Consider the following 13,925-nt stretch of genomic DNA (forward strand, 5'->3'; position numbering starts at 1 on the left):
GCCTCAAGCATGGGGCACACCCAGCGACGTGGAATACTCGAAATGCAGAGCCTCGTCCGGATAGACCAGCGGACGGATGGCATGGGCCGCCAGGGCCGCATCGGAAAAGCCGCACAGAATGAGCTTCAGCTTATGGTCATAGGTCGCCACGTCGCCGATGGCGAAAATGCCCGGGATATTGGTCGCCATGGTCCCGGTCTCGACGGTGATGTGATGCATGTCCAGGTTCAGGCCCCAGTCGGCGATTGGCCCCAGGTCCGTGGCCAGGCCATAGAACGGCAACAGCACGTCGGCCTCCAGGCGGCGGATGTCGCCGTCCAGGGTCTTGACGTTGACGGCGGCCAGGGTCGCACCCTCTCCCTCCAGGGACTCCAATTGATAGGGCACCACCAGTTCCAGTTTGCCGGTGCCGTCCTCGGACAGCGCCTTTAACCGCTCGGCGCTTTCCGGCGCGGCGCGGAACTTGGGCCGACGATGCACCACATAGATCTTGGCCGCCAATTCATGCAGCGACAGCGCCCAATCCACCGCCGAATCACCGCCCCCGGCAATGACGATGCGCTTGTCGCGGAAGGCCTCGCGGCGGGACACCATGTAGAAGACGCTCTCGCCCTCGAACTGCTGAATGCCGTCCAGCGGGGGACGATTGGGACCGAACGCCCCGGCCCCGGCGGCGACGATCACCGCGCGGGCGTCGATTCGGGTGCCGCGGGAGGTTTCGAGCAAAAAGCGTCCGCCGTCGAGGGGAGTCAGCTTCTCCACCCGCTCCCCCAGATGATAGACCGGATCGAAGGCCGCCGCCTGACGCTCCAGGTTGGCCACCAAGTCACCAGCCTGGATGGCTGGCAGGCCGGGAATGTCATAGATCGGCTTTTCCGGATAGAGCGCCGAAAGCTGACCACCGACCATGTCCAAAGGATCAATGACGTGGCAGCGCATCTTCAGCATGCCGCATTCGAAGATGGCAAAAAGGCCGGTCGGACCGGCCCCGATGATGGCAACATCGGTGGTATGGATTACGGGTTCGGACATCAAGGAGTCTCCTGCATTCGAATTTGCTCCGTAACATGACGACCTCGGCACGACGGATCAAGGATTTACCGCCCTTGCCGCCGCTTGTCCGGACGCGATACATAGAACCGATGAACGAGAACCCCGAGATATTGACCCTCGACCTCGACGACGAGGCCGCCACCTGTCGCCTCGCCGCGCGCCTCGCCGGGCGGGTGAGGCCGGGAGATATCATTGCGTTATCCGGAACCCTGGGCAGCGGCAAGAGCGTCTTCGCCCGCGCCTTCATCCAGGCCCGGGGCTGTCGGGAAGAAGTGCCCAGCCCGACCTTCACCCTGGTGCAGGTCTACGACCTGCCCGGCGGGCCGGTTCATCATTTCGATCTCTACCGGTTGGAACATCCGCAAGACGCCTGGGAACTGGATCTGGAGGACGCCTTCGCCGAGGGAATCAGCCTCATTGAATGGCCGGAAAACCTCGGAGACCTGCTCCCCCAGACCCACCTGGGCCTGCGCCTGGACCTGGGGACCCGCCCCGAACAACGCAAAGCCCAGCTTTCCGGACCGGAAAGCTGGTGCCAACGACTGCGGGATCTATAGTCTATTTCCTGGCGGCACGGCTCATCAGAAAATAGACGAATCCGATCACGATCACCAAAGTAATGGCAACAGTGCCTAGACCATAAAAAAGAGATTCCTCAAAGCTGACAACTTCCGGCATGCCTCTCTCCCCTCGTATGGAGCCGTTGCAAGGAAGGCGATCATAGCATGAAAAGAAGGGTCCGCAAAGGTATTGTTATACTATACACGCTCGACCTCATTGCCCTCCGCCGCGCCGCTGGGTACAAACAATCCATCCACCCTCACACAGGCTTGCATCCCGTGACCAGAGACCAGATCATCGAAACATTTTTGTGCCAGGCCGGGTGGGGCGATGCCGACCGCCGACCGCTGGCCGATGACGCCTCGTTTCGCCGCTACGACCGGATCAGCGGCACCGACCGCCAGGCCGTGCTGATGGATGCGCCGCCGGACCGGGAGGATGTGCGTCCGTTTTTGCGCGTCGCCCGGCATCTGCACGACCTCGGCTTTTCGGCCCCGGCGATTCTCGCCGAAGACCCGCTCAACGGCCTGCTGCTGCTGGAGGATCTGGGCGACGATACCTATACCCGCCTGCTGGCCCGGGGTGCTGACGAGGCAGATCTCTACGCCTTGGCAGTGGATGTGCTGATTGCTTTGCATCGCCAGCCCACGACCAAAGCCCTGTTCCCCGGTCTGCCGCCCTATGACGATACGATGTTTTTGACCGAGGCTTTTTTATTGCCCGACTGGTATCTTTCGGCGGTGCGCGGTCAGCCGACGTCCGAGCCCCTGCGCGACGCCTACCGGGCCGCCTGGGCCGAGGTTCTGCCTCAGGTGCGCGGCCAGCCCGACACCCTGGTGCTGCGTGATTTTCATGTGGACAATCTGCTGCGCCTCTCCGGGCGACAGGGCGTGGCGGCCTGTGGGCTGCTCGATTTTCAGGATGCCCTGGCCGGTCCCCCGGCCTATGACCTGATGTCGTTGCTCGAAGACGCTCGACGGGACATGGACCCGGCCTTGAAGGCGCGCCTGATGGCGCGGTATCTGGCCGCCTTCCCCGATGTGGATCGCACCGCCTTCGAAACCGCCTTCACGGTGCTGGCGGCGCAACGTCATGCCAAGGTGATCGGCATCTTTACCCGCCTGTGCATCCGCGACGGCAAACCGGGCTACCTGGGGCATATCCCCAGGGTCTGGCGCTTGCTGGAGGCGGCCCTGGCCCATCCGGCCCTGGCCCCCGTCGCCCACTGGTTCAAGACCCATTGTCCGCCGCAAGAAAGAGGGATTCCCCCATGTCCGTCCGCCCCAACTTGAACCCCTTATCCTGTGGCATGGTGCTGGCCGCCGGTCTTGGCCTGCGCATGCGACCGCTCACCGAAGACTGCCCCAAGCCGCTGTTGGAAGTGGCCGGTCGGACCCTGCTCGACCGGGCCATCGACCGGTTGATCGAAGGCGGGGTGACCCGGGTGGTGGTCAACATGCATTACCTGGCCGATCAGGTGGCGCGCCAGATGGCGCGGCGCGACGACGTGGAGATCATTCTGTCCGACGAACGGCCGCATCTGCTGGAGACCGGGGGCGGTGTGACCAAGGCCCTGCCCCATCTGTTACCCGGCGGGGAGAATGGGTTTTTCGTCGCCAATTCCGATACGGTGCTGCTCAATGGGCCACATTCAGCCCTGGAACGCATGAACATTGCCTGGGACCCGGAAACCATGGACGCCCTGCTGCTGGTGCATCTGACCGCCCATGCCTTCGGCTATGACGGAATCGGGGATTTTCTGGTGGGTCCAAGGGGTAAACTGACCCGGCGACCGGAAGGAGAGGTTGTCCCGTTTCTGTTCACTGGAGTGCAGGTTCTGCATCCCCGTTTATTCAAAGACCTCCCCGAAGGCCCCTTTTCGCTCAATCTGCTCTATGATCGGGCCATTGCCGCCGGACGGGCCTATGGGATCGTTCATGACGGGGAATGGTTTCATGTGGGCACCCCCGATGCCCTGGAGGAAGTGGAGGATTTCATGGGTCAGCGCTTCCCCAAGAGCCGTCGCCGTTGAACGGCCCCGCGCCCAGGCTCTACACCATTGCCGCCGCCCGGTCCTTCGCCGATGCCCTGGCCGCCGGACTGCGCGACTTTGTCGGTGACTCACCCACCGCCCTCGCCGATACCCTGCTGCTGTTGCCCACCCGGCGCGCCTGCCGGACCCTGCGCGAGGCCTTTCTGCGCCTGAGCGGGGGACAGCCGCTGCTGCTGCCGCGCATGCTGCCCCTGGGCGACGTGGACGCGGACGAATTGGCGCTGACCGCCGAGGAGGGCCTGTCTGGATTCGAGCAGGTGGATTTGCCGCCCGCCCTGTCCACCCTGCGCCGTCAACTGCTGCTCACCCGTCTGGTGCAAGGACTCGAAGGCCCGCACTCCGCTCCCGACCGGGCGGCCCGTTTGGCGGCCGAACTGGCCCGTCTGCTTGATTCGGTGCAAACCGAGCGGCTCGACTTCGAGGCCCTGGAAAAACTGGTGCCTGAGGAATTCGCCACCCACTGGCAACAGACCCTCACGTTTTTATCCATTTTGACCAAAACATGGCCCGAGGTGCTGGAGGCCGAGGGGGCGCTCGATCCGGCCGACCGCCGCAATCGGCTGATGGCGGCCCAGGTCGCGGCCTGGACTCGCCACCCGCCGCCCGGCCCGGTGATCGTCGCCGGGTCCACCGGCTCGGTCCCGGCGACGGCGGACTTGCTGGCCTGCGTGGCCGCGCTCCCCCGTGGCGCGGTGATTCTGCCGGGGTTGGACCGGGACCTGGACGATCCCACCTGGGAGGCTCTGGACCCACCGCATCCGCAATACGGACTGAAGCGGTTGCTGTCCCGGCTGGGCGTCGCGCGGACCGACGTCCCCGACTGGCCAACCCACGAGCCCATTCCCGAAACCTGGCGGCCTGACCGTCAGCGGCTGATCCATGACGCCTTGCGTCCGGCGGCGACCACCGAAGCCTGGCGCGACGGCATGGCACCCGATCCGAAGTTGCTTGAGGGTGTGCGGCGCATCGACTGCCCGACCCCGAAAGAAGAAGCCGCCGTCATCGCCTTGTATTTACGCCACAGCCTGGAGGCGGTGGAGGAGGCACGGACCGCCGCCCTGGTCACCCCCGACCGCGCCCTGGCCCGCCGGGTGGCCGCCGAATTGCGCCGCTGGGGCGTCGAAATCGACGATTCGGCGGGCATTCCCCTCGATCAGACGGCACCGGGCGGTTTTTTGCGCCTCACCGCCCGCATGGTGGCCGAGGATTTCGCCCCGGTCCCCCTGCTGGCGGTGCTCAAGCATCCCCTGGCCTCGGGGGGACAAGAAACCGCCGCCTTCCGGTCGGCGGTACGCAAGCTGGAACGGGAGGTGTTGCGCGGCCCGCGTCCCGAAGGGGGCTTGGACGGCCTGCGCCGGGCCAGCGGCACCGACCATCCTATTATAGACTATTTGGAAAAAAATGCCGCACCGTTGGCCCAACTCTGTGCCGGAGCGCCGCAATCCCTGGTCACTTTGCTGCACGCCCATGTGGCCCTGGCCGAGGGCTTGGCGGCAACCGACAGTCTGGTCGGCGCACATCGGCTCTGGGCCGGAGAAGCCGGGAGTGCGGCGGCGACCTTCATCGCCGATTTGCAGCAAGCGGCGGACGTGATGCTGCCGCTCACCGGGGCGCGCTACGCCGCTTTGCTCGATGTGCTGATGGCCGGACAGGTGGTGCGCCCGCTGGGCGGGAGACACCCTCGGCTGGCCATTCTGGGACCGCTGGAGGCGCGTTTGCAACGGGCCGATCTGTTGATTGTCGGCGGCCTGAACGAGGGCACCTGGCCGCCCGAGACTCCGGCCAACCCCTGGATGAGCCGCCCCATGATGAGCCGCTTCGGGCTCCCATTACCGGAGCGACGGATTGGTCTGTCGGCCCATGATTTCGTGCAATGTTTCTGTGCACCCCGGGTGATCCTGACCCGCAGCCAACGAGTCGACGGCACGCCGACCGTGCCGTCGCGCTGGCTGTTGCGGCTGGAAAATCTGCTGGGCGGTCGCGCTGGGGAATCGGCCCTGCATGGCGGTCAAGACGGCTTGCATTGGCAGGCTCTGCTCGACGAACCGGACGACTTCTCCCCCGGGTCGCCGCCCCATCCGACCCCCCCCGTCTCGGCCCGCCCGACCCGGCTTTCGGTGACCCAGGTGGAAGTCTGGATGCGCGACCCCTATGCCATTTACGCCCGCCATATCCTCAAACTGCGCGCCCTCGATCCGCTTGATGCCGACCCGGGCGCGGCCGATTACGGCACCTTCATCCATGGGGCGTTGGATGCTTTTTTGACCGCTTTTCCGTCTCCCGGCCCGTTGCCCATGGATGCCGAGGCGCAGTTGCTGGCCTTGGGTCGTCAGGCCTTTGGCGATCACATGAACCGGCCCGGAGTCTGGGCTTTCTGGTGGCCGCGCTTCCAACGCATCGCCACCTGGTTCGTGACGGCGGAACAGGCCCGCCGCGCGGCCGGACTTCAGGCCACCTATACGGAAATCAAGGGCCGCATCGAGATCGCCACGCCGACCGGAATCTTTACCCTGACCGCCACCGCCGACCGCATCGACCGGTTGCACGACGGCACCATGGCCCTGGTGGACTACAAGACCGGCACCGTCCCCTCAGCCAAGGAAGTGGCCGCCGGACATGCGCCGCAATTGCCGTTGGAAGGGGCCATCGCCCAGCAGGGGGGATTCGCCACGTTGCCTGCCGCCCCGGTCTCGGCCTTGGAATATTGGAAACTGCGTGGCAGCGCCGACGAAGGCGGCAAAATGCAGTTGGCGGGCAAGGATCCTGTGGCGCTGATCAATGAGGCTCTGGAAGGGCTGCGGGTCCTGGTGGGTACCTATTGTTTCCCCGAGGCGGCCTATCTTTCAGTGCCGCGCCCGGAGGTGGCCCCCCGCTACAGCGATTACGAACATCTGGCCCGCCGTCGCGAATGGGCAACCCAGGATTCCGAGGAAGATTCATGAGCATCGCCGATCCCAACATTGCCCAGGGTCAGGCCGCCGATCCCACCGCGTCGGTCTGGGTTGCCGCCTCGGCGGGCACCGGCAAGACCAAGGTGCTCATCGACCGGGTGTTGAACCTGCTGCTCACCGGGACCGCGCCGCATAAAATTTTATGCCTGACTTTCACCAAGGCGGCGGCGGCGGAAATGGCGACCCGGGTGGCCGAGCGGTTGGGCGACTGGACCCGCGCCGATGCCCCGACCCTGGCCCGGGAATTGACCCAATTGCTGGGCCGCGAGGCTTCCGAAGGCGAGCGCATTCGGGCGCGGCGGTTGTTCGCCCTGGTGCTCGACACGCCGGGCGGTATGCGCATCGAAACCCTGCATGCTTTCTGCCAGTCCATTCTGCGCCGCTTTCCCATCGAAGCGGAGGTGGCGCCGCATTTCTCCGTCATGGATGAGCGTTCGGCAGCGGAAATGCTGCTGATGGCCCGCGAGGAGGTGCTGATTCAGGCGCGCACCGAGGTCGATGGACCCGTGGCCGAGGCCCTGTCGGTGGTCACCGCACGGGTCCATGAAACGCGCTTTCCCGATTTGATGAATGTTCTGTCGGCGGAACGGGGGCAACTGCGACAGTTGTTGGCGCGCCACGGGGACTCGGTGTCCCGAGTGACGGGCGAGATTTATCGCCGCCTGGAACTGCAAGTGGGCGTGACGCCGGATCAGGTGATCGCCCAGGCATGCCGGGACGAAGCTCTGGACCTGCTGGGCCTGCGTTTGGCGGTGAGTGGATTGACCGAAGGGTCAAAAACCGACCGGGACCGCGCCCAGGTGCTGGCCCATTGGCTGGCCCGGGACCTTGACGGACGCCGAGAGGGATTCGCCGACTATCGTCGTCTGTTCCTGACTCAGAACGATGAATTGAAAGCGCAACAAAGCATCGTCACCAAGGCGGCGATCAAGGCGGTGCCGGGCATCGACGTGATCTTGATGGCCGAGGCGCAGCGCATCTTTGAGGTCGATCAACGACGCAAGGCGGCCCTGGTGGCCCAGGCCACCGGGGCGCTGCTCACCCTCGGGGCGACTCTGTTGGACTCCTATGACCGTCACAAGGAACAGCGGGCCTTGCTGGATTACGACGATCTGATTCTGAAGACCCGGGATCTGTTGCAACGACCGGGGGTGGCACCTTGGGTGCTGTTCAAACTGGACGGCGGCCTGGATCATATTTTGATCGACGAGGCCCAGGACACCAACCCGGAACAATGGGAAGTGGTGGCCGCCCTGGCCGAGGAATTCTTCGTCGGTGAAGGCGCGCGGGACAGCCGCCGCACGGTCTTTGCGGTCGGCGATGCCAAGCAATCCATCTACAGCTTCCAGCGCGCCGACCCGGAGGGCTTCGAGCGGATGCGCCGCCAGTTCCGCCAACGGGTCCCGGAAGCCGGGCTGGACTGGCGGGAAGTGGATCTCACCGTGTCCTTCCGCTCCACCCGGGCGGTGCTGGCGGCGGTGGATGGTATCTTTGCCTTACCCACGGCCAAAGCCGGGGTGGCGGCGCCGGAGATCACCGTGCACCATGAGGCCTTCCGCGAACAGGCGGGGGGACTGGTGGAACTCTGGCCGCCGGTGGTGCCGCGCCCGGAGGACCCGCCCCCGGCCTGGAAACCGCCTTTGGAGCGCACCAGCGGCGGCACCCCGCGCAGCCGCTTGGCGGCGCTGATGGCCCGGCGCATCCGGCTGATGCTCGACAGTGAAATCCTGGAGTCCCGGGGCACCCCCATCGTCGCCGGAGATATCCTGGTTCTGGTGCGGCGCCGGGGGGCCTTCGTCGAGGATCTGGTGCGCGAACTGAAGCGCCGCGACGTGCCGGTGGCCGGTGTGGACCGCATGGTGCTGACCGATCAGATGGCGGTCATGGATCTGCTGGCACTGGGGGAATTTCTGCTGCTGCCGGAAGACGATCTGACCCTGGCCACGGTACTCAAGGGACCGCTGGTCGGTCTCACCGAGGACCAACTGTTCGAACTGGCCCATTCCAGAAAAGGCACGCTTTGGACCGCCCTGCGTCAGCGGCAGGCTGAATCGCCTGAATTTGAACAAGCATTTTATTATCTCAGCGATCTTTTGAAGCGAGTGGATTTTGTGCCCCCCTTCGAGCTCTATGCCCAGGTGCTGGGCGCGTTGGGTGGACGACGGGCGCTGATTGCCCGGCTGGGCCGCGAGGCGGAGGACCCGATCAACGAATTCCTGGCCCAGGCCGCCGCTTTCGAACGGGAGCATGTGGCCTCCTTGCAAGGTTTTCTGCATTGGCTGCGGGCTGGCGATTTGGAGATCAAACGCGACCTGGAAAACGGCGACGGCCAGTCGGTGCGGGTGATGACCGTGCACGGGGCCAAGGGGTTGCAGGCCCCCATCGTGTTTCTGCCCGACACACTGCAATCCCCGCGACAAACCCCGATGTTGCTGTGGACCGGCGAAGGGGCGGATAAACTGCTGCTGTGGGCCCCCTCCAAGGCCGCCAGCGCCCCCCTGTGTGATCGGGAACGGGATCGGGTGGCACGACGGCGCGACGAAGAATATCGCAGGCTGCTTTATGTGGCCCTGACCCGGGCCGAGGACCGGCTCTATGTGTGCGGCTGGGAAACCAAGACCAAGGCCCCCGACGACTGCTGGTATCATCTGGTGCGTCAGGGGTTGGAGGATCGGGCCATTCTGACCACCGATCCGTTTCTGACAGAGGCGGCGGAGACCGACTCAGACCAACTGTGGCGCCTGACCTCGCCGCAGACTACGACCGCCGATTCCGAGGGACAGGCCGCCCCGCTCTTGCCGCCCCTGCCCTTGCCCGATTGGGCGACCCGCCCGCCGCCCCTGGAGCCGGAACCGCCGCGCCCCCTGATGCCGTCGCGTCCGGACGACGAGTCGGAGCCGCCGGTGCGCCCCCCCTTGGGCGATGACGGGGGTCAGCGTTTCCAGCGCGGACGTTTGATCCATCGTCTGTTGCAGACCCTGCCCGACCGCGACCCGGCGGACCGCGACTCGGCGGCCCGGCGATTCCTGTCCGGGGCCGCTCACCGCCTGCCACCGGCACAGATCGACGCCCTGACGGTGGAAATTCTGGCGGTGCTCAATCATCCAGACCACGGACCGCTGTTCGGTCCCGGCAGCCGGGCCGAGGTTCCCCTGGCCGGTGTGGTCGGCGGTCGGGTGATCTCGGCCCAGGTGGACCGGCTGCTGGTCACCGAACAGGCGGTCTGGGTGGTGGATTACAAATCCAACCGCCCGCCGCCGCACAATGTGGCCGATGTGGCCCCCCTGTATCTGCGACAGATGGCGGCCTACAGGGCCTTGCTGCAAATGATTTTTCCCGACCGACCGGTCCATGCCTTCCTGCTCTGGACCGACGGACCGCGCCTGATGCCGTTGCCCGAAGAGCTGATATGCAGCCACGCGCCTTGACGGGTGGCTCTTGCGTGCCTAGATTTCGAAACAGAATTTTGTGCGACTCTAAGCGGACGCACCGGACCCCTTACTTCACGGATGGATAAAACGCATGACCAAGAATGTCACGGATTCCTCGTTCGACGCCGACGTTTTGAAGTCGGGCACGCCTGTTTTGGTGGATTTCTGGGCCGAATGGTGCGGTCCCTGCAAGCAGATCGCCCCGGCGCTCGAAGAGTTGGACTCCCAGATGGGAGAGAAAGTCATCGTCGCCAAGATCAACATTGATGAAAACCCGTCCGTTCCCGCCAAGTATGGCGTGCGCGGCATCCCCACCTTGATGCTGTTCAAGGGCGGCGAAGTGGCGGCGACCAAGATCGGTGCCCTGCCCAAGGGCAAACTGTTCGAATGGGTCGAATCCAACCTCTGATTTTTCCACTTTCTATCGACTGAAAGCCTCGCCCTTGCGGCGGGGTTTTTTGTTTTTTCGGATGATCTGTGATCCGCGTCACTGCTCAGGTTTCGTGATATGGTATCATTTTGATATCGAAACGAACATCCAGAAAGGGTCGAAAAATGATCCAGACACGACCGAAACAAGAATTCGGCACCCGGATCAAGGTCGGAAACGGTACTGCGATTTCCTGGTCGGCAATTCAAAAGGGTCAGCGCTTGCAGTTGCAGGATGTGGATTGTCTGCTGGCCATGGGGAATTCGGAAATGCGCCGCACGCTCCATGCGGTCCTGACCCGTGAAGGTGTCGGTCGCATCGTCGAGACCTGGGATCAGGCCACCACCCTGGGGCAACTGAGCCTCACTTCCCCGGATTTGATCATTATTGATCGGGCCATCACCGAGACCATCCAGGGTACGGCGCGGATTGTCCGGCAACTCCGTCATGCCGAAGCTGGCGGCAATCCCTATGCCCTGGTGCTGGCGCTGATGGATGAACCGTCCTCTGAAGAGGTCCTGGCCTGGGTCAACGCCGGTGTGGATGATCTTTTGGCCCATCCCATTTCACCGGCGCAGCTGCTCGACCGCCTGTCGCTGCAAATCGAGTCACGCAAGCCGTTCGTGGTGACCAGCGATTACCTCGGTCCCGAACGTCGCAACCGCAACCGCCCGGGTGACAGCAAGGTCGAAAGCATTGTCGTCCCCAACAGCTTCGCCGCCAAGGCGCGTGGCAGATTCAACGCCTCCCGGCACGCCGCCGACATTTCCACCATGGTCTCCCGCCTCAACACCTGCCGCATGGAACGGCATGCCGAGCGGACCATCCAGATGTTCAGGATTCTGCGTCCCCTGCTGGAGAAGCAGGAAGACAATTCCTTACGTTCCAGCCGGTTGCACCAGATGGGCCTGCTGCTGCTCGACATGGGGCGTCACCTCAGACGGACCCCCTATGCCAAGATGAGTGACCTGTGCGGCAGCCTGTACAAGACGGTCCAGCGCTTGAGCGATGGCATTCCCGACCTGCGGGACGTGCAGGCCCTGGAACAGACCCTGGGCAAATTTGCCGCTGTTTTTGAGCTCAAACTGAACGAGGAAGTAACATTCTCGCGTGCCGCCGCCGAATGATTTCAGCCGTTGGCGGCCAGCACATGCCCGGCCAGATATAGGGAGCCGCAGATCAAGATCCGGGCGGGACCGGGATTCGTCTCCAGAAGGTCCTGCACGGCTCCTTGCACGGACTCGGCGGGCCGGGCTTCCAGCAGTTGGGCGGTCGCCTTCTCGGCCAGCACGTCGGCGGGCAGACTGTTGGATTCCCCGGGAATGGTCAGGGTGCGGATTGTTTTGGATCGACCTTTCAAATTGCTCAGAAAGCCGTCGGCGTCCTTGCTGGCCAGCATGCCAAGCACCAGATAGAGCGGCTTGTCGCGCCAGGTGCGGAGCTGATTGGCCAGCGCCTTGGCGGCCGAGGGATTGTGGCCGCCATCGAGCCACAGTTCCCAGTCCGCAGGCAGCAGATCGACCAGCGGCCCCCGCTGCAATCGTTGCATCCGCCCCGGCCAATCGACGGTTTTCATGCCCAGTCCGATGGCGCCGTCGGGAATGTTCAGCTTCAGTCGGCTACGCAAGACCTCAATGGCCGTGATGGCTTGGGCGGCATTGCGCATCTGGTGCGGCCCGACCAGACCGGGGTGCGGCAGACGCATCTGGTAATTGTCAGCCCGGTAGACCATGTCGTCGCCGACCGAATGACAGCCCCAATCATCGCCTTCGATAAGCAACGGAATGTCTTGATCGCGGCACTGTTGCTTGAGCATCTCGCCGATGCTTTGCGCCTTGTGACTGCCCCGCAGGCCGCGCGGCAGCTTGGCACAGATGCAGGGCACCCCCGGCTTGAGGATGCCCATCTTTTCGACCACGATATCAGCCAGATTATGGCCCAGGAACTGCTCATGATCCTTGGAAATGGGGGTCAGGATGGTCAGCGCGGGCTGGTCGATCACATTGGTGGCATCGAGCCGCCCGCCGAGGCCGGTCTCCAGCAACACCACATCGGCCGGGGTACGGGAAAAGGCCAAAAAGGCGGCGGCGGTGGTAATTTCGAAAAACGTCACCTGGTCGTCGCCGTTAGCCGCCTCGCATTCCTCCAGCAGCGCCGCCAAGTCGGGCTCTGCAATCAGTGTTCCGGCGACCCGGATGCGTTCATGGAAATACACCAGATGGGGCGAGGTATAGACATGCACCCGCAGCCCCGCCGCCTCCAAAATGGCGCGTAAAAAAGCGATCACCGAGCCTTTGCCGTTGGTTCCGGCCACATGGATGACCGGCGGCAGCGCCTTATGCGGATCACCCAGCCGCCCCAGCAGACGAACAACCCGATCCAGGGACAGGTCGATCAGCTTGGGATGGAGGTGGCTGAGGCGTTCGAGAATGGCCTCACTTGTCATGGCCCGGTCCGCCCTCGGGACTGAGTTCGGTATATTCCGCATCGGTGACGAACATCGAGGCCCGCGCCTGAGCCGACATGTCCGTTTCGGCAATCACCGGCTCGGCCTCTTCGTCATCCATCATCAACGGCACCACGGTGGCCGAACGCCCCGGATGACGCAGCAGGCCAATGACCTTAATCAGGGTTTCGCGCAGATCATGGCGGCGCACCACCATGTCCACCATGCCGTGGGCCATCAGGTATTCCGCCGTCTGAAACTCGTCGGGCAGCTTCTCGCGGATGGTCTCTTCGATCACCCGCCGCCCGGCAAACCCGATCACCGCGCCCGGCTCGGCAATGGCGATATCGCCCAGCATGGCGAAGGAGGCGGTGACACCGCCTGTCGTCGGGTCGGTCAACAGCACGATATAGGGCAGCCCCGCTTCCTTGACCTCATCCACCGCCAGGGTGGTGCGGGCCATCTGCATCAGCGACAGAATCCCCTCCTGCATGCGCGCGCCCCCGGAAGCCGGAACGACAATCAGCGCCGCGTCCTGGACCACCGCCAGCCGCCCGGCGGCGATCAGGCTTTCCCCCACCGCGATGCCCATGGACCCGCCCATGAAATCGAAATTGAACGCCGCGACCACCACATTCATGCCGCCCAGCTTGCCATGGGCGACCACCAGGGCATCCTGGGAACCGGTGCGGGTCTGGTAGTCTTTGAGCCGGTCGGAATAGCGCTTGAGATCCTTGAATTTCAACGGGTCGGCAATGGTTTCGGGGACCTCGATCACCTGATACTCGCCGCCGTCAAAAAGAATTTCCAGGCGCTGGCGGACGCTGATGCGCATGTGATGGCCGCAATGCTGACAAACCCTGAGATTGGCCTCCAGGTCGCGATGAAAGATCATCTGTCCACAGGACGGGCAGCTCTGCCAGAGATTCTCCGGAATGTCCTTGCGACCGACGAACTCGCGGATTTTCGGTCGGACAAAGTTGGTCAGCCAGTTCATCGC

At 64.1% G+C, this 13,925-nt stretch carries 10 protein-coding genes; 7 read left to right on the forward strand and 3 right to left on the reverse strand.

The window, feature by feature from the left end; genetic code table 11:
* Positions 1-3: 3 nt before the first annotated feature.
* Entirely contained in the window at positions 4-1,032 is a 1,029-nt protein-coding gene (locus tag ACYQ1P_RS02990) for an NAD(P)/FAD-dependent oxidoreductase (protein WP_460018895.1), read from the reverse strand.
* Positions 1,033-1,142: 110 nt separating this feature from the next.
* Here ACYQ1P_RS02990 and tsaE point away from each other — a divergent pair, with 110 nt between their 5' ends.
* From tsaE to ACYQ1P_RS03025, 7 genes are all read left to right on the forward strand, one after another.
* A complete protein-coding gene (gene tsaE, locus ACYQ1P_RS02995) occupies positions 1,143-1,610 on the forward strand; it encodes a tRNA (adenosine(37)-N6)-threonylcarbamoyltransferase complex ATPase subunit type 1 TsaE (RefSeq protein WP_460018896.1) in 468 nt (155 codons plus the stop codon).
* A gap of 282 nt (positions 1,611-1,892) precedes the next feature.
* Entirely contained in the window at positions 1,893-2,906 is a 1,014-nt protein-coding gene (locus ACYQ1P_RS03000) for an aminoglycoside phosphotransferase family protein (protein ID WP_460018897.1), read from the forward strand.
* The gene (locus tag ACYQ1P_RS03005; RefSeq protein ID WP_460018898.1) at positions 2,885-3,646 is read left to right on the forward strand and encodes a nucleotidyltransferase family protein; all 762 of its coding nucleotides are present in this window, start codon (positions 2,885-2,887) and stop codon (positions 3,644-3,646) included. Before ACYQ1P_RS03000 ends, ACYQ1P_RS03005 begins: the two co-directional genes overlap by 22 nt.
* Positions 3,643-6,609, forward strand: a complete 2,967-nt coding sequence (gene addB, locus ACYQ1P_RS03010) for a double-strand break repair protein AddB (protein WP_460018899.1) — start codon at positions 3,643-3,645, stop codon at positions 6,607-6,609. Before ACYQ1P_RS03005 ends, addB begins: the two co-directional genes overlap by 4 nt.
* Positions 6,606-10,046, forward strand: a complete 3,441-nt coding sequence (gene addA / locus ACYQ1P_RS03015) for a double-strand break repair helicase AddA (protein ID WP_460018900.1) — start codon at positions 6,606-6,608, stop codon at positions 10,044-10,046. The genes addB and addA overlap by 4 nt, the downstream gene beginning before the upstream one ends.
* A 94-nt stretch (positions 10,047-10,140) precedes the next feature.
* The gene (gene trxA, locus ACYQ1P_RS03020; protein ID WP_460018901.1) at positions 10,141-10,458 is read left to right on the forward strand and encodes a thioredoxin TrxA; all 318 of its coding nucleotides are present in this window, start codon (positions 10,141-10,143) and stop codon (positions 10,456-10,458) included.
* 146 nt (positions 10,459-10,604) lie between these two features.
* The gene (locus tag ACYQ1P_RS03025) at positions 10,605-11,606 is read left to right on the forward strand and encodes a PleD family two-component system response regulator (RefSeq protein WP_460018902.1); all 1,002 of its coding nucleotides are present in this window, start codon (positions 10,605-10,607) and stop codon (positions 11,604-11,606) included.
* A 2-nt stretch (positions 11,607-11,608) separates the two neighbouring features.
* Here ACYQ1P_RS03025 and ACYQ1P_RS03030 read toward each other — a convergent pair whose 3' ends face one another.
* A complete protein-coding gene (locus ACYQ1P_RS03030; RefSeq protein WP_460018903.1) occupies positions 11,609-12,925 on the reverse strand; it encodes a bifunctional folylpolyglutamate synthase/dihydrofolate synthase in 1,317 nt (438 codons plus the stop codon).
* Entirely contained in the window at positions 12,915-13,922 is a 1,008-nt protein-coding gene (gene accD / locus ACYQ1P_RS03035; protein ID WP_460018904.1) for an acetyl-CoA carboxylase, carboxyltransferase subunit beta, read from the reverse strand. The genes ACYQ1P_RS03030 and accD overlap by 11 nt, the downstream gene beginning before the upstream one ends.
* Between the last annotated feature and the right edge of the window lie 3 nt (positions 13,923-13,925).

It is taken from the genome of Magnetospira thiophila, assembly GCF_054657015.1.